The 16,068-nt window shown below is 69.1% G+C and carries 10 protein-coding genes and 1 pseudogene; 3 read left to right on the top strand and 8 right to left on the bottom strand.

Annotated elements, in window-relative coordinates:
• Nucleotides 1-12 precede the first annotated feature (12 nt).
• The 8 genes from VGX25_RS27125 to VGX25_RS27090 form a co-directional block, all read right to left on the bottom strand.
• Nucleotides 13-1,815, bottom strand: coding sequence for an OmpL47-type beta-barrel domain-containing protein (locus tag VGX25_RS27125; protein ID WP_414635990.1), 1,803 nt, complete (start codon nt 1,813-1,815; stop codon nt 13-15).
• The gene (locus tag VGX25_RS27120; protein ID WP_414635989.1) at nt 1,815-5,780 is read right to left on the bottom strand and encodes a ThuA domain-containing protein; all 3,966 of its coding nucleotides are present in this window, start codon (nt 5,778-5,780) and stop codon (nt 1,815-1,817) included. Before VGX25_RS27120 ends, VGX25_RS27125 begins: the two co-directional genes overlap by 1 nt.
• 44 nt (nt 5,781-5,824) lie before the next feature.
• Entirely contained in the window at nt 5,825-6,823 is a 999-nt protein-coding gene (locus VGX25_RS27115) for a multicopper oxidase domain-containing protein (protein ID WP_326920738.1), read from the bottom strand.
• A gap of 378 nt (nt 6,824-7,201) precedes the next feature.
• On the bottom strand, nt 7,202-7,681 hold the full coding sequence (locus VGX25_RS27110) for a DUF1579 family protein (protein WP_326920737.1): 480 nt from the start codon (nt 7,679-7,681) through the stop codon (nt 7,202-7,204).
• Nucleotides 7,682-7,830: 149 nt separating this feature from the next.
• The gene (locus VGX25_RS27105) at nt 7,831-8,478 is read right to left on the bottom strand and encodes an RraA family protein (RefSeq protein ID WP_326920736.1); all 648 of its coding nucleotides are present in this window, start codon (nt 8,476-8,478) and stop codon (nt 7,831-7,833) included.
• A gap of 175 nt (nt 8,479-8,653) precedes the next feature.
• Nucleotides 8,654-10,282: a glycerol-3-phosphate dehydrogenase/oxidase gene (locus tag VGX25_RS27100; protein ID WP_326920735.1), complete on the bottom strand. Its 1,629-nt coding sequence runs from the start codon at nt 10,280-10,282 to the stop codon at nt 8,654-8,656.
• Between the two features lie 9 nt (nt 10,283-10,291).
• Nucleotides 10,292-11,809, bottom strand: coding sequence for a glycerol kinase GlpK (glpK, locus tag VGX25_RS27095; protein ID WP_326920734.1), 1,518 nt, complete (start codon nt 11,807-11,809; stop codon nt 10,292-10,294).
• 12 nt (nt 11,810-11,821) lie between these two features.
• On the bottom strand, nt 11,822-12,616 hold the full coding sequence (locus VGX25_RS27090; protein ID WP_326920733.1) for an MIP/aquaporin family protein: 795 nt from the start codon (nt 12,614-12,616) through the stop codon (nt 11,822-11,824).
• Between the two features lie 193 nt (nt 12,617-12,809).
• On the opposite strand from VGX25_RS27090, the gene VGX25_RS27085 reads away from it, so the two are divergent.
• The 3 genes and pseudogenes from VGX25_RS27085 to VGX25_RS27075 all read left to right on the top strand — a co-directional run.
• Complete coding sequence (locus tag VGX25_RS27085; RefSeq protein ID WP_326920732.1) at nt 12,810-13,574, top strand: IclR family transcriptional regulator; 765 nt, start codon at nt 12,810-12,812, stop codon at nt 13,572-13,574.
• Between the two features lie 9 nt (nt 13,575-13,583).
• Nucleotides 13,584-15,089 (top strand): glycerol kinase GlpK, encoded by a 1,506-nt coding sequence (gene glpK, locus VGX25_RS27080; RefSeq protein WP_326920731.1) that lies wholly within the window; start codon nt 13,584-13,586, stop codon nt 15,087-15,089.
• Nucleotides 15,090-15,219: 130 nt separating this feature from the next.
• Nucleotides 15,220-15,911: pseudogene (locus tag VGX25_RS27075) on the top strand (transposase family protein); the annotation flags it as partial.
• Between the last annotated feature and the right edge of the window lie 157 nt (nt 15,912-16,068).

The raw sequence follows: 16,068 nt of genomic DNA, 5'->3' as shown, positions 1-16,068 counted from the left end.
TGCTCTCCCTTGCTAGTTGCCGATGTCCGAGCGGGCCGCCGCGCGCACGATGCTGCCCTTGTCCCTGAGGGTGAGAGTTCCGCCGGCCACCAGCTCGTCGGTGACCGAGTCGACGTGCCTGACGAAGCCGGCATGATCGGCGTACGTGCCGTCCTCGTCGATCAGGTCGTTGATGGTGCAGCCGTTCCCGGTGTCCACATTGGCCACCCCGGTGTCGTACCCATCGATGATCACCATGCTCCGCGTGTCCGAGTCGGGACACGCGTCAGGCCCAGTCTCAACAACCCGGAACGACACGGTGCCCACATCCGACACGTTGCCGGCCACATCGGTCGCCCGATACTGAACAGTGTGGGAGCCGGTGGAGTCGATGGTCACGGGCTCGGTGTAGTCCGTCCAGTCGCCGCCGTCGCGAGAATATTCGATCCGGTCCACTCCGGACTGAGCATCCGTTGCCGTGATGGTGACCGTCGCACTGCCGATGTAGTTACCGTCGCCGTCCCGCGTCCCCGACACTACGGCCGACACGGTCGGCGGCGTCGTGTCGCCGGGATCCGGCGCCACGACCGTGAACGACTCCATCCGCTCCGGCGAGGTGTTCCCGGCAACGTCCCGCGCCAGGTAGTGCACCATGTGCGCGCCGAGCGCCGTCACCTCCACCGGCGCCGTGTACCGCACGAACGCCGCTCCGTCGAGCGAGTACTCGATCCGGTCCACTCCGGACTCGGTGTCGGACGCGCTGATGGTGACCGTGGCGCTGCCGATGTAGTCCCCGTCGGGCTCCCGGTTGCCGGAGATCACGGCCGACACCGTGGGCGGGGTGGTGTCCTCGACCGGCGGCGCCACCACCGTGAACGACTCCATCCGCTCCGGTGAGGTGTTCCCGGCAACGTCCCGCGCCCGGTAGTGCACCATGTGCGTCCCGACCTGGTTGACCAGAACCGGCTCGGTGTACCGCACGAACGCCGCCCCGTCCAGCGAGTACTCGATCCGGTCCACTCCGGACTCGGTGTCCTCGGCGGACAGGGTCACCAGCGCCGACCCGATGTAGTCCCCGTCGGGCTCCCGATCACCGGTCACCACGGCCGACACAACCGGCGGGGTGGTGTCCACGGGTGTGGGCTCGACGACCCGGAACGACACCGAACCGTCCGGGGACACGTTGCCGGCCGCGTCGGTGGCGCGGTACTGCACCGAGTGATCACCGAGCGTGGACACCACGACCGGCCCGGTGTACCGCTGGAACCCCGTGTCGTCCACCTCGTACTCGATGAGCGCCACCCCGGACTGGGCATCCGACGCCGTGACGGTGACCGTGGCGCTGCCGAGGTAGTCCCCGTCGGGCTCCCGGTTGCCGGAGACCTCGGCCGTGACCGTCGGCGGGGTGGTGTCGCCGCCGCCGGAGGTGACGGTGAGCTCGCCGACCATCGTGCTGTGGCCGGGGATTGCACAGAAGTACCGGTATGTGCCCGGGGTGAGGGTCACCGTCGCCTCGTGCCGGCCGCCGTTGGCGTCGAACGGGTTGGCCAGGATGTTCAGGTTGACGTCGTGGTTGTAGCCCGGCGTCGAGGTGTCGAAGGTCAGCGTGTGCGGCATGCCGCTGGTGTTGCCGGTCGCCGCGCTGTTCTCGAAGACGATCGTCGTCTCCCCGGCGACGGCCGTGGTCGGCGCGGAGGCGTACCGCGTGGTGCTGTCGTTCGCCGTCCAGGTCAGCACCTGCGCCACGACCGCCTGCGGTAGGGCCGAGCTGGGCACGGCGACCAGCGCTGCCGCCAGCGCCGTGCCCAGAACGGTTGCGAGCACTCGTCGGATCATCACAGCCTGCGCACCCGGATGTTCCTGAAGTCGATCAGATCGTTGTTGCTGTGGTTCTGCAGCCCGATGAAGCCGCTGGCGAACTGCCGCAGATCGGTCGGCGGGTCACCCGGCCGGGACGACTGCTTCCCGGGGGTGTTGTCGAACTCGTTGATCACCACGCCGTTACGGATGATCGTGTAGTGCTGCCCGACGACCTTGATCTCGTAGTTGTTCCAGGTGCCCTTCGGGGTGACGCCGGCCTGGTCGAGCCCGAGCGGATCGAAGTTGTAGATCGACCCGGTCTTCTGCGGCTCACCGGTGTCCCCGTCGTAGATCTGGATCTCCTGGCCGCAGAAGATCGCCACCCAGGCCTGCTGCGTCCTGGCGTTGCCGATCGTGCCGCAGCTGTCGGGTGGCCGCTCGGCCAGCGGGATCCGCGGATCCGGGAACCTGGTGAACACACCGCTGTTGGCCCGGAACCCCTCCGGCGAGGAGTCGCGGAACTGCAGCCGCAGCGAGAAGTCGCCGAACTCGCGCTGCGCGTACCACAGCATGCCGAGCCCGCCCTGGGACCGCAGCGAGCCGTCCGGCTGGATCGCGAACGATCCGGACGGCGCCTGTGTCCAACCGCGCAACGAGTCCGCGCTCCCGTCGAAGATCGGCTCGTAGCCGGTGGAGCCGGGCGTGCCGATCGGCGACGCCGACGCGGCCCGGTTGATCGTCCCGCCTTCGCGTGCCGTGAGAATCCCGGACGCCACAAGGGGATCGATGCCCGCGGCGACGTGCCTGACGAACTCGGCGTGATCGGTCCACAGGCTCTCGTCATCGATCAGGTCGTTGACCGTGCAGCCCTGGCCGACCTGCTTGTTGGCGACGCCGGTGTCGGTGTCGCCCAACCACACCGTGGCCCTGCCGTCGGACACCGCGCACCCGACCCTGACCTCGGTCCGGGTGGTGGCCCGCTCGCCGTCGGCGTAGGTCACCGTCAGCGTGGCGGTGTAGGTGCCGACCCTGGCGTAGGTGTGCCGCGGGTTCGCCTCGGTCGACGTGCCGCCGTCGCCGAAGTCCCACTGGTACGCCACGCCGCCGGACTTCGTGCCGGTGAACGCCACCGTCAGCGGCCTGTTGTGCAACGAGACCGACGACGCGGTGGGCGCCGGGGTGGGCGCGCCACCCTGGTAGGTGATCCTGAGCAACTTCTGGTTGGCGTGCACCGTGAAGAACCCGCCACCGTAGTCGAGCAGGTAGAGCGCGCCGTCCGGGCCGAACTTGGCGTCCATCCAGCTCTGCAGCCGGTCGGCGGCGCCGCCACCGGGGATGATCGCCCGCAGCGACTCGGCGAACGCCGGCGGGGCCGCCTGCGCCACGCCGGCCGGGTCCACCGTGACCGCGACCCGGTTGGCCGAGTTGCACTCGTCGCCGATGAACCACTTGTCTTCCCAGTACGCCGGCCACGCCACGCCGCTGTTGACGTTCACCAGCGAGCGGTGGTACGTCGGGCCGTTCATGACCGCCTGGCAGCCACCCTTGAGGTACGGCTGGGTGTACGTGGCGGTGGCCGCGGTGTAGGTCGGGATCCCGCTGCCGTCCGGGCGTTCCGGGAAGACCGGGCCGCCGCCGTCGGGCGCGTACCAGATCATGTTGTCCCGGACCGGTGGCAGGTCCACCAGGCCGGTGTTGCGCGGCGAGGTGTTCTTCGGGTTGTCGCATTCGTACCAGCCGGTCAGCACCGTGGCGTCGGTGTTGCTGCGGTCCCGGTACGGCTGCCGGTTGCCCATGCAGTACGGCCAACCCTGGTTGCCCGCCGAGGTGATGATGGTGGCGTGCTCGTACTTCGCCGGGCCGAGCTCCGGGCTCGGCGAGGTCGCGTCCGGACCGACCCAGGCCGCGGTCAGCCACTGGTGCACCGGGTCGATGGCCAGCCGGGAGATGTTGCGCACGCCCATCACGTAGATCTCCGGCCGGGTCTTGTCACCCGGGTCCTGCGCCTCGGGGAACAGGTTGCCCTCGGGAATCGTGTAGGTGCCGTCGGGCTCCGGGTGGATCCGGATGATCTTGCCGTTGAGGTCGTTGGTGTTGCCGGCCGTGCGGCGCGCGTCCTGGAACGAGAGGCCGGCGAACTCCTGGGTCCAGTTGTTCCCGGAGTACCCCATGGACCCCTGTGAGGAGTTGCTGTCCCCGGAGCCGACGTAGAGGTTTCCGTCGGCGTCGAAGGACATGCCGCCACCGGCGTGGCAGCAGCTGTGGGTCTGGACCTCCCACTGCAGCAGATCCTTGCGGGACGCCAGGTCGATCGTCTGGTCGGCGAACCTGTAGGTGAACCGCGAGATCGTGCGCTTGCCGGTGTGCCGGACCCGGTCGACGGTCTCGTGCGGCATCCAGTACACGTAGATCCAGCCGTTGAGCAGGAACTGCGGGTCGTGCACGATGCCGAGCAGGCCCTCCTCGTTCTTGACCAGCTCACCGCCGCTGCCCCGGTTTCCCATGACCGGCAACGTGGTCAGCAGCTTGACCTGCTTGGTGTGCGGGTCCCAGCGGTGAATCGTGCCGCAGCCGAGACCGATGTTGGGGTTGGTCCAGTCGTTGGGCTGGGGCACGGTGTTGCCCGCGCAGGCCGCCTTGCCGACGTAGAACACGGCCCCGTCCGGGGCGATGGCCAACCCGTGCGGCTCGCCGATCTGGTCCAGCTGCCCCGGCTGGTTGGCCGCGGTCAGCCGCTCGACCTTGTAGTTCGCCGCGATCGTGGCCTGGCAGTCGGCCCGCACCAGACCGGTCGTCCACTTGAGAGCGCCGGCGAGGTGGCTGCGGAAGTTGCCGTCGCGGTAGCTGCCCTCGACGCCGCCCATGCCGGTGTAGAAGGACCGGCCGCCGTCGTAGTCGCGGCACCAGGAGACCGGGTGGAACGGCCCGTTTGCGCCCTGACCCGGGTTGTAATGCCGCTCCTCGACCTGCGCGACCGTGTGCACGGTGCCGACCGGGTTGGGCTCCCAGTTGATCCACCGGTCGGTTCTGGTGAGGTTGAGCGGAAGTCCCTTGTTCGCCGGGTGCTGCCGGTCGACGAGGTTGACCACCGACCGGGCGATCGGGGGCTCCGGCGGCGGGGTCGTGGCGCCGGTGAACAGCTTCAGCTCGGCCAGCTGGATGATCGTCGAGCCGGAGTTCGCCGTGATGTTGAGCCGGTAGTGCGGGTAGACGGTGGTGTTGGTGAAGTCGTACCTCTTGGTCTGGAACCGGTCGTCGAAGACCTGGCCGGTGCGCCGGTCGAGGTCGACCCAGGTGGTCCCGTCCGGCGAGCCCTGCAGGGTCCAGTCCTTCGGGTCCCGGGTGGGCGCGTCGTTGGCCGAGGTGAGCGCGTAGCCGTTGACCGCGGCCGGCGTGGTCAGCCGCAGCGCGGCCCAGCCGGTCGTGGCGAACGTCAGCCACTTGGTGCTCTCGTTGCCGTCGACCAACTTCTCCTTGGTCTCGTTGGGCGGGTTCTCGCCGCTGGCGGTGACGGCCGCCACCGGCTCGGGGACGAGCACCGCGCCGGCCGGCCGGGAGCCGATCAGGCCGGTGAACCAGGTGGAGTCGATCTGGGCCTTGGCCGCGTCGGAGATCCCGAGGAACCCGCCGCCGCCCTTCATATAGCTCTGCAGCGCGCCTTCCTGGTCCCTGGTGAGCGTCACGCCCTGCGCGGACAGGAATACCACGCCGCGAACGGTGTCGAGGTTCGCCGCGGTGAACACGGCCGGGTCGGACGACACGGTCGTCGACAGACCGCTTGCCGCGGCCAGCTCGGTGATCGTCGCGGCCGCACGCGCGACCGGATCACGCTGATCGGCAACCGGCCCGTGGAACACCAGCACGGATGCCGCCGCGGCCGGCGCGGCCGCCACCGGTTGCGCGGTCGCCGGGGTGGACAGACTGCCCATGGCAAGCGCGGTGGCACTCACCACAATGGACACTCGAAGCCGGTAGGAACCTGTAGAGAATCTTCGCCCCATCCCTCACTCCTTTGTTGGTCGGGGAGCCATGGCGGGTCCGTGGGTTAGCCGTGGTTGTGGCTCGCGGTGGGATGCGTATGGCCGCGGAAACGATCGATGCTCGCCTGCGCGCCGGCGGGCATGCTGCCGTCCGGGTTGCGGACTAAGAAGATGCCGACCATGCCACCGTCCGAATGGAACTGAACGTGGCAGTGGTACATCCACGCGCCGGGGCCGACGCCCTCGCCGGCGAGCACCTGGAAGCCGAACGAGCTGCCCGGGTCGAGGTTCTTGTTGTCGATCACGTGGCTCGGGTCGGCCGGGCTCTCCAGGTATCCGGTGCGGTTGTCCACCCAGCGGTGCGCGTGCAGGTGGAACGTGTGCGGCAGGCCGCCGTGCCCGATGCAGATGAACTCCACCCGCTGGCCCGCCTTGGCCTCGAACATCGGGGTGTTCGGCGCCACCTTGTTGTTGATCGTCCCGTCGTTGAACACGACGGTGAACTGCTTGTCCGGCAGGATGTCCCCGCGGCGGCGCACGATCAGCGCGCCGTAGAGCCCCTTCGCGACCCCGCCGGTGCCGTGGTCGGTGCCCATGGCGTGGTCGTGGTAGTGCCAGTAGCCGGCGCTGCCTGGCAGGTAGCGCCGGCCGATCGCGGGGGACATCTCCCTGGTGCGCCAGACGTACCGGCGGGTCTGGCCGGGGTTGTTGAAGGAGTTGTTGAGCGGGCTGCCATCCGAGTCGACGGAGTAGTCGACCCCGTGCGGGTGGATGGACAGCCGCTGGTCGGTGTTGTTGACCAGGTCGATCTCGAGGATGTCCCCCTCGTACATCTCCAGGATCGGCCCGGGGATGGTCGCCTGGCCCGGCGCCAGGCCGTAGCCGAACAGCCCGCCCGGCAGCGCCTCGGCGTACAGGGTGATCCGCCGGGTCACGCCCTCGGCCATGGTCGCGGCGACCGGGGCCGCCGCGAGCGGCGCGGCGCCGACGGTCACGGCGGCCGGCACGGCCAGACCCGCCGCGGCGCCGGCGAGCACGGATCGGCGGGACACGTGCTGGTCCATCGTGATCTCCATTCGGCTCAGGGAGAGGGGGCGTCTCAATGCCGTGCAGCCTGGAGACGGCGACGAGATGGGGAGCGGCGCCGGTTCATGTGATGCTCATCAGCGGCGCCGCGGTCAGGGCGGCTCGAACGCCATAGCCGACGGTGGGCGCGCTCGTGCCGCCCCTACCTGGAGATCCTGTGCCACGCTGCCCTCGCCTTCAACCGGTTCCTGCTGCTGTTCCGATTGAGTGAGTCGAACTTATGCATCCCATGAGCGAAAGTTAAGGGCCGAATGGCGTAACGCGACGAGACAAGAGTGGACAGCTCTCCGATGACCACGCTGTCGCCTCGACCGATTTGTCCAACGGTCAAACAAATCGGGTGCCGGACCTCGGGCTCAGGCGCGGCCGCCGCTGATGTCGTACGGAACGTTCACCGACTCGTCGGCGCCCGGGTTCGGCCGCCAGCCTCCGCTGAACGTCTCGCCGTCCGCGCTCCACCTCCCGGTGAAGGTCGCGTCCATGGGGCCGTACCTCACGGTGATCGTCACCTCGTCGCCGTCGATCTTCCACGTGTACGGCAGGGGCTGCGGCGACAGGTTCGAGTACACCGTGGACGGGAAGGTGTCGGTCTCCGGGTCGTAGCTGATCAGCTCGAGGCCGTCGATCTGGGCGAACCCGGCGAAGTCCAGCGTCACGTGCTGCTCCATGAAGAACCCGCCGGGCAGCCACCGGAAGGTCGCCTGCCCCTTGATCGTCTTCTCGTCGGAGCCGAGCAGGTTGCCCGCCATCGTCCACGTGCCGACCCACCGGTCCAGCTTCCTGAGCGCGGGGTGCGGGGTGAGCGCCGCCACCTGGTTGTCCTGGTCGTTCGTCATGATGTCCTCCGTTTCCGTCCGGTGTCGTGGTTCCACGATGTCGCGGCCGGACCGGCGGAAGATCGGCCAGCTGGCCGATATCCGGGCCGCCCCCGGTTGAGGCCGCGGGCACACTGGCCGGTGATGTCCGGCCACCGCCGCGCGGCAGATCATCCCGTGAAGGCCAGCGACGACGCCGCACCCCGGCTCAGCGCGTCGACGTGCTCGGCGAGGTTGAGACCGTCGCTGAGCGTCCCACCGGCGTCCAGCCGCTCGATGAGCCTCGCCTCTGCCGCCTTGACCGCCGCAGCCGAATCCAGCAGCGCGTCGATTCGAGCGGGCTCGACGACGACAATGCCCTCCTCGTCGGCCAGCACGATGTCGCCCGGATTCACCGCAACACCACCGCAGGTGATCGGCACCTGAAGTTCGCCGAGCTCTTTCGCCGTACCCGCCATAGGAGTGACGAAACGGCTGTAAACGGGAAGCTCGCAGGTCGCCACATAGCCGATGTCGCGGTATCCGCCGTCGACGATGATTCCGCCCAGCCGGCGCCGAAGGGCACCCCGCGCGAACAACTCGCCGGCCAGCGCGATCTCCCGCCCACCACCGTCCACCACCACGACATCCCCCGGCGAGGCCGACTCGACGGCCCGCAGCACGGCAAGGAAATCCGTCCCACACCGCACCGTGAAAGCCGGCCCGACAATCCGCTTCCCGGCCGACCGGGCCCGAATAGCGCTCGACATCACCCGTATCGTCTTGTCCACATCACACAGGGCAGTAGTGTCGACCGCGAGGAAGCGTTCAAGGAACATGTGATGAGCCTAGCCATCAGATACCCCGCTCCGCTCAAGCCCGGTGACCGGGTGGGTGTCACCGCGCCGTCGTCGGGTGTGCCGGCGACATCGAGTGCGGGCACGCAGCCTACATGCCGATCGTCAACGGCGCCCTCGGCCGGCTCGAGTGCACCTTTGTCCACAACAGACCGGATCAGACCCTGGCGTAGGCCAGCTCGGTGCGGGTCTGGTCGCGGTAGGCGTCGACGGCGGCCTGGCGGGTGACCGGGTCCCAGCCGAGGTGGGGGGCGACGAGGCCGGCGACCTCGTCGGCGGCGGCGAGGCCGCGGTCGGGGTACTCGATGGAGATCCGGGTTCGGCGGGACAGGACGTCGTCGAGGTCGAGGGCGCCCTCGTGGGTGACGGCGTAGACGACCTCGACGGCAAGGTATCCGTCGGCGGCGGTGAGCGGCTCGGCCAGGCTCCGGTTGCGCTGGATCATCGACAGCAGGTTGGTGGTGGCCGAGCCGTAGCGGTCGAGCAGTTGCTCCACAGTGGACACCGGCAGCCCGGCGCGCGCCGCGAGCTGCTCCCGGTCTGCCCAGAGCTCGCGGTAGCCCACCGCGCCGTGGATGGGCAGGTGCCTGGTCAGCGACGGCGCGACGGCCCGGCCGAGGCCGCGGGTGGCGGCGTCGACGACGTCGGCGGCCATGACCCGGTAGGTCGTGTACTTGCCGCCGGCGACGACGAAGAAGCCCGGGACGGGCTCGGCGACGGCGTGCTCGCGGGAGAGCTTGGTGGTCTCGGTTGACCGGCCGGCGAGCAGCGGGCGGAGCCCGGCGTAGACGCCGACGATGTCGTCGGTGGTCAGCGGGTCGGTCAGCCAGTCGTTGACGTGGTCGAGCAGGTAGTCGATGTCCTCCCGGGTGGCGGTGGGCCGCGACCGGTCGGCCGACCACGGCGTGTCGGTGGTGCCGATGATCCAGTACCGGCGCCACGGGATGACGAACAGGACGCTCTTCTCGGTGCGGGTGACCAACCCGATGTCGAACCGGATGCGTTCGCGCGGCACCAGGATGTGCACACCCTTGGACATCTGGACGTGGAACGGCGCCTCGTCGGCAGCCAACAGTTCCCCGGTCCACACCCCGGTCGCGCTGATCACCCGACGCGCCCGGACAAGGTACTCCTTGCCAGACAACAGATCCACGACACGAGCTCCGACGACCGCGCGTCCGTCGCGCACGAGGGAGACTGCCCGAGCGCGGGTGAGCACCACCGCACCGTGCTGGGCGGCGGTGCGGCCGATCAACACGGTGAGGCGGGCGTCGTCGACCTGAGCGTCGAAGTAGCTCACGGCGCCGGTGAGCCCGTCCGGGCGCAGCGCGGGTGCCAGCTCGAGCGCCTTCTGCCGGGACAGGTGCCGGTGCATCGGCAGCGCCCGAGCGCCGCCGATGCTGTCGTAGAGCAGCACGCCCGCGCCGACGTAGGCGCGTTCCCATCCGCGGTGGCGCAGCGGGTACAGGAAGGGCACCGGCTTCACCAGGTGCGGGGCCAGGCGGTGCAGCAGCAGGCGGCGCTCCCGCAGCGCCTCGCGCACCAGGCCGAAGTCGCCCTGCTCCAGGTAGCGCAGCCCACCGTGGATCAGCTTGCTCGACCGGCTCGACGTGCCCGACGCCAAGTCCCGCGCCTCGACCAGCGCGACCGACAGGCCACGCGCGGCCGTGTCGAGGGCGGCGCCGGCTCCCACCACGCCGCCGCCCACGACGAGCACGTCGAACTCGGTCTCGGCAAGGGATCGCACCGCCGCCGCGCGGTAGGCGGGATCCAGCCGTGCGGACATCCACACTCCCTATCGGACGTCGGCGTCGACCCAGTCGAAGGACTTGGTGACCGCCTTCTTCCAGTTGCGGTAGATCCGTTCCCGCTCATCGGCGTCGAGCTGCGGCTCCCAGCGCTTGTCCTCGGCCCAGTTCGCGCGCAGGTCGTCGAGGCCGTCCCAGTAGCCAACCGCGAGCCCGGCCGCGTAGGCCGCGCCGAGCGCCGTGGTCTCGGCAACCTTGGGCCGCACCACGGGAACGTTGAGGATGTCGGCCTGGAACTGCATGAGCAGCTCGTTTTGCACCATGCCGCCGTCGACCTTCAGCCCGGTGAGCGAGACCCCGGAGTCGGCGTTCATCGCGTCGAGCACCTCGCGGGTCTGGAACGCGGTCGCCTCCAGCACCGCGCGGGCGATGTGCTGCTTGTTGACGAACCGGGTGAGCCCGACGAGCGCGCCGCGCGCGTCGGCCCGCCAGTACGGGGCGAACAGCCCGGAGAACGCCGGCACGAAGTAGGCCCCGCCGTTGTCCGGCACGCCCCTGGCCAGGGTCTCGATCTCCGGCGCGGACCCGATGATCCCGAGGTTGTCCCGCAGCCACTGCACCAGCGCACCGGTGATCGCGATGGAGCCCTCGAGCGCGTAGACCGGCTTGGCCTCACCGATCTTGTAGCACACCGTGGTCAGCAGGCCGTTCTCGCTGGCGACCTTCTCCTCGCCGGTGTTGAGCAGCATGAAGTTGCCGGTGCCGTAGGTGTTCTTCGCGGTGCCGACCTCGTAGCACACCTGGCCGAACGTCGCGGCCTGCTGGTCGCCGAGGATCCCGGCGATCGGGACGCCCTTGAGCACGCCGCTCGGCCCGCCGGCGCCGTAGGTCTCCGACGACGACCGGATCTCCGGCAGCATCGACATCGGGATGCCCATCTCCGCGGCGATGTCGGCGTCCCAGGACAGCGTGTCCAGGTCCATCAGCATGGTCCGCGACGCGTTGGTCACGTCGGTGGCGTGCACCCCGCCGTTGGGCCCGCCGGTGAGGTTCCACAGGGTCCAGGTGTCGGTGTTGCCGAACAGCAGGTCCCCGTTCTCCGCGCGCTGCCTTGCACCGTCCACATTGTCCAGTATCCAGCGCACCTTGGGACCGGAGAAGTACGTCGCCAGCGGCAGGCCGACCCTCGACTTGTAGCGCTCGGCGCCACCCCCCAGGGCCCCGAGCTCCTCGACGATGGCCTGCGTGCGGGTGTCCTGCCAGACGATGGCGTTGCACACCGGCTCGCCGGTTTCGCGGTCCCACACCACGGTGGTCTCGCGCTGGTTGGTGATGCCGACGGCGGCCAGGTCGCCGAGGTTCAGATCGGCCTTAGCCAGCGCCTGCCCGATCACGTGCCGCGTGTTGGCGGTGATCTCCAGCGGGTCGTGCTCGACCCAGCCGGCCCGCGGGAAGATCTGCTCGTGCTCCTTCTGTCCTACCGAGACGATCGTGCCGGCGTGATCGAAGATGATCGCCCGCGTGCTGGTCGTGCCCTGGTCGACGGCGAGTACGTACTGAGTCATCAAATGTCCTTTCTAGAACACGACCTGAGAGAGCAGACCGGCAAGAGCGCCGCCGACCAGCGGGCCGACCACCGGGATCCACGAGTAGCCCCAGTCGGAGTCCTTGCCGCTCGACCGGGCGGGGGCCAGCTCCCCGGCGCCCGCCGCGCCCACTCCCACGGCGGCCGCCGACTTGTAGTGCACCGGCAGCACGGCGTGCGCGATGCGCGGACCGAGGTCGCGTGCCGGGTTGATGGCGTAGCCGGTCGGGCCGCCGAGCGAGGCGCCGATGCCGACGACCAGCAGCGCCACGGCGAGCGGGCCGAGCTGGTGCGGCGTCTTTCCGAACGAGAGCACCACGATGACCAGGACGAACGTGCCGACGACCTCGGTAACCAGGTTCCAGGTGGTGTTGCGGATCTCCGGCGCCGTGGAGAACACCCAGAGCTTCTTCTGCTCGTCCTCCTCGGCGTCGAAGTGCTTCTTGTAGGCCAGGAAGCACGCGCACGCACCGAGGAACGCCCCGACCATCTGGCCGGCCACGTACACCAGCGTCGACCCGACCGTGACGGCGACGCCGGGGACGAACTCGCCGGCGCCGCTGGCGATGACGCCCAGCGTCACCGCCGGATTGAGGTGCGCGCCCGACTTGTACGCCACGAAGACGCCCGCCATGACGGCGAACCCCCACCCGATGTTGATCAGCAGCCAGCCCCCGTTGAACCCCTTGGACTTGGTCAGCAGTACGTTTGCCACCACGCCGGCACCGAGCAGGATCAGCATCCCGGTGCCGAGCACCTCGCTGACGAACACCTCTCCGAGGGACACGTCGCCTCCATTCGTCGCTGAACGGCTGCACAGGTTTGTACTTAGGTGCTCGCCGACCGGCAACGCGGATGGGTCGACAATGCCGAACGGATTCGTGCGCCGCGCGACTAGCCGGAGTGTCCTCGGCCTGGTCGGCGAGTCCGGGGTGTTCGACATTGCCGACAACGCCGTCGTTCGGCTAGCTTGCAGCACTGTGCCGGGACCCATCCAGTCGATCGAGCGCGCCGCGGCGATGCTGCGGCTGCTGGCCCGCGGCTCAGGACACCACGGGCTGGCGGAGATCTCCGCGTCGCTCGGGCTGCCGAAGGGCACCGCGCACGGGATCCTGCGCACCCTGCAGCGGGTCGAGTTCGTCGAGCAGGACCAGGCCACCGGGCGGTACCGGCTCGGCGCCGCCCTTCTCCACCTCGGCACCAGCTACCTCGACGCCAACGAGCTGCGCTCCCGGTCGATCAACTGGTCGGACACCCTCGCCGCGCGCAGCGGCCAGGAGGTCCGGATCGGCATGCACCACGACGGCGCCGTGCTGGTGGTGCACCACGTGTTCCGGCCGGACGACACGATGCAAACGTTAGGGATCGGCGCCATGCTCCCGCTGCACGCCACCGCCCTCGGCAAGGTGCTCCTCGCCTACGACGCGGACCTGTCGGCGACCGTGCGGCGGCGCGAGCTCACCTCGCTCACCCGCCGCACGATCGTCAAACCGGCCGCGCTGGAACGGGTGCTGGCCGAGGTCCGGGCCTCGGGCTGGGCCAGCGAGGCCGAGGAGTACATGCCCGGCGAGGCCAGCGTCGCCGCGCCGATCCGGGTCCCCGGCGGGCTCGTCGTCGGCGCCATCGGCGTCTCCGGCGCCGTCGACCGGATCTGCGACACCGCCAACCGCCCCAAGCCGGCCATGGTGCAGCACGTGTGCTCCGCGGCCGAGGCCGTCACCCGCGCCCTTGGCGCCGGAAGCTGAGGCGCGGCAATGGCGCAACGCTTCGTGATGGCGATCGACCAGGGCACCACCTCGACCCGGTGCATCCTGTTCGACCAGAACGCCCGGCTGGTGTCCATCGCCCAGCGCGAGCACCGCCAGTACTATCCCCGGCCGGGCTGGGTGGAGCAGGACGCGGTCGAGATCTGGCGCAACGTCGACCGGATCGTGCCGCAGGCGCTGCGCGAGGCCGGGATCTCCGCCGACCAGGTCGTCGCCCTCGGCATCACCAACCAGCGCGAGACCTGCGTGGTGTGGGACCGGCACACCGGCGTCCCGATCGGACGGGCGATCGTCTGGGAGGACATCCGCACCGAGGAGCTGATCTCCCAACTGGAGGCGCAACCCGGTGTCGAGGAGGTCCGCAACCGCTGCGGCCTGCCCCTGGCGACCTACTTCTCGGCGCCGAGCCTGCGCTGGCTGCTGGACAACGTGCCGGGCCTGCGCGACCGCGCCGGCCGCGGGGATGTGCTGTTCGGCACCATGGACACCTGGCTGATCTGGAACCTCACCGGCGGCGTCAACGGCGGCCTGCACGTGACCGACGTGACCAACGCGTCGCGCACCATGATGATGAACCTCACCACCCAGAAATGGGACACCGAGCTACTGTCCTTTTTCGACATTCCACAACAGATGCTCCCCGAGATCCGCCCCTCCACCGAGATCCATGGCCGCACCAGCCGTGTCGTCCCCGGCATCCGCATCGCCGCCGCCCTGGGCGACCAACACGCTGCCCTGTTCGGTCAAACCTGCTTCTCCCGCGGCGAAACCAAGTGCACCTACGGCACCGGCAGCTTCCTGCTCATGAACACCGGCACCCAACTCGTCCGCTCCGGCAACGGCCTGCTCACCACCATCGGCTACCAGATCGGCGGCGAACCCGTCACCTACGCCCTCGAAGGCTCCATCGCCGTCACCGGCTCACTCGTCCAGTGGTTCCGCGACAACCTGGGCCTGATCCACAGCGCCCCCGAAATCGAAACCCTCGCCCGCACCGTGAAGGACAACGGTGGCTGCTACATCGTCCCCGCCTTCTCCGGCCTGTTCGCCCCCCACTGGCACTCCGAGGCACGCGGCATCATCGTCGGCCTCACCTCCTACATCACCAAGGGCCACCTAGCCCGCGCCGTGCTCGAGGCCACCGCCTGGCAAACCCGCGAAGTCGTCGACGCCATGAACGCCGACCTAGGCACCCGGTCCCCAGCGCTAAAAGTGGACGGCGGCATGACCGCCGACCACCTCCTGATGCAATTCATCGCCGACGTCCTCGACATCCCCGTCACCCGCCCCCTGGTCGCCGAAACCGTATCCTTGGGTGCCGCCTACGCCGCCGGCCTAGCCGTGGGCTACTGGCCCGACCTAGAAGGCCTCCGCCGCAACTGGCACCTCGCCGCCCGCTGGATCCCCCAAATGGACCCCCACCACCGAGACACCGAATACGCCAACTGGAAACGCGCCGTCGAACTCACCTTCGGCTGGGCCCGCCCCAGGTAACACAGCCCGACAGTCCTCCAAAAGATCTTCCCCAACTTTGAGCCATTTCATCCTGGCCTGGATGTGTTGGCAGGCAAGGCTTCTTGCCGGTCACAGGTTGATGATCATTGGCGTGTCGGTGTCCGGATATGGCTCGGTGTGGCGGGTGCTCAACCCGGGCCAGCAAGCCCTGCTGGTGCTGGTGTACCTGCGCACGGGTGAGCCGTTCGCCGAAGTAGGAGCCGGATTTGGAGTCTCTACCACGACCTGCTGGCGGTAGGTCAACGAGACCGTGGAGTTGCTGGCCCAACGGGCACCGAAGCTGCGGGCGGCGCCGCGGGATGCCAAGCGGCAGGGGATGGCGTACATGGTGATCGACGGCACGCTGATCCCGATCGACCGCATCGCCGCCGACCGGCCGTTCTACTCCGGTAAGCACCGGATACACGGGATGAACCTGCAGGTGATTGCCACCCCGGACGGGACGATCCTGTGGGTGTCCGGCCAGTTGCCCGGCAGCACGCACGACACCGCAGCGGCTCGGATCTGGAACATTCCCGCCGCGCTGCGCGACGCCGGGCTCATCGCCTTGGGTGACAAGGGCTACCACGGCTACGACGACACCGGCGAACAGGTGATCACTCCGAACAAAGGGCGAAACAAGCCCGAGTCGCAGAAGGACGCCGACCGTACTCACGCCCGTCTCCGCGGCCCCGGCGAGCGCGCCAACGCCCAACTCAAGACCTGGCGAATCCCGCGCAAACTCCGCTGCAGCCCCGACGCGCCGCCCGACTGGCCAAAGCCATCCACGTCCTACAGAACTACCAACTCACCACCAGATGAAAAAGGCTCAGTTCCCTAAAAGATCTTCCACCAATTTGTTGATCAAGCCGTTGGTGGCCGGAATTGTCGGTGGGGTCGGCTAGCGTGTCGGTGTGCTCGTCATCCAGGACCACTCCACCGCCGCCGAGCCCCAGGACCTGTTGGGGCAGGCGGCGTT

This window comes from Actinophytocola sp. (assembly GCF_035942955.1).
GTDB lineage: Bacteria > Actinomycetota > Actinomycetes > Mycobacteriales > Pseudonocardiaceae > DASYTH01.
This window is presented reverse-complemented; position numbering and strand designations above follow the sequence as displayed.

Bases quoted from the DNA above. Each gene is read 5' to 3' on its own strand.
- VGX25_RS27100 (WP_326920735.1), bottom strand. From the start codon at position 10,282: ATGTCCGCACGGCTGGATCCCGCCTACCGCGCGGCGGCGGTGCGATCC.
- VGX25_RS27120 (WP_414635989.1), bottom strand. From the start codon at position 5,780: ATGGGGCGAAGATTCTCTACAGGTTCCTACCGGCTTCGAGTGTCCATT.
- VGX25_RS27125 (WP_414635990.1), bottom strand. From the start codon at position 1,815: ATGATCCGACGAGTGCTCGCAACCGTTCTGGGCACGGCGCTGGCGGCA.
- VGX25_RS27110 (WP_326920737.1), bottom strand. From the start codon at position 7,681: ATGACGAACGACCAGGACAACCAGGTGGCGGCGCTCACCCCGCACCCC.
- glpK (WP_326920731.1), top strand. From the start codon at position 13,584: ATGGCGCAACGCTTCGTGATGGCGATCGACCAGGGCACCACCTCGACC.
- glpK (WP_326920734.1), bottom strand. From the start codon at position 11,809: ATGACTCAGTACGTACTCGCCGTCGACCAGGGCACGACCAGCACGCGG.
- VGX25_RS27115 (WP_326920738.1), bottom strand. From the start codon at position 6,823: ATGGACCAGCACGTGTCCCGCCGATCCGTGCTCGCCGGCGCCGCGGCG.
- VGX25_RS27105 (WP_326920736.1), bottom strand. From the start codon at position 8,478: ATGTTCCTTGAACGCTTCCTCGCGGTCGACACTACTGCCCTGTGTGAT.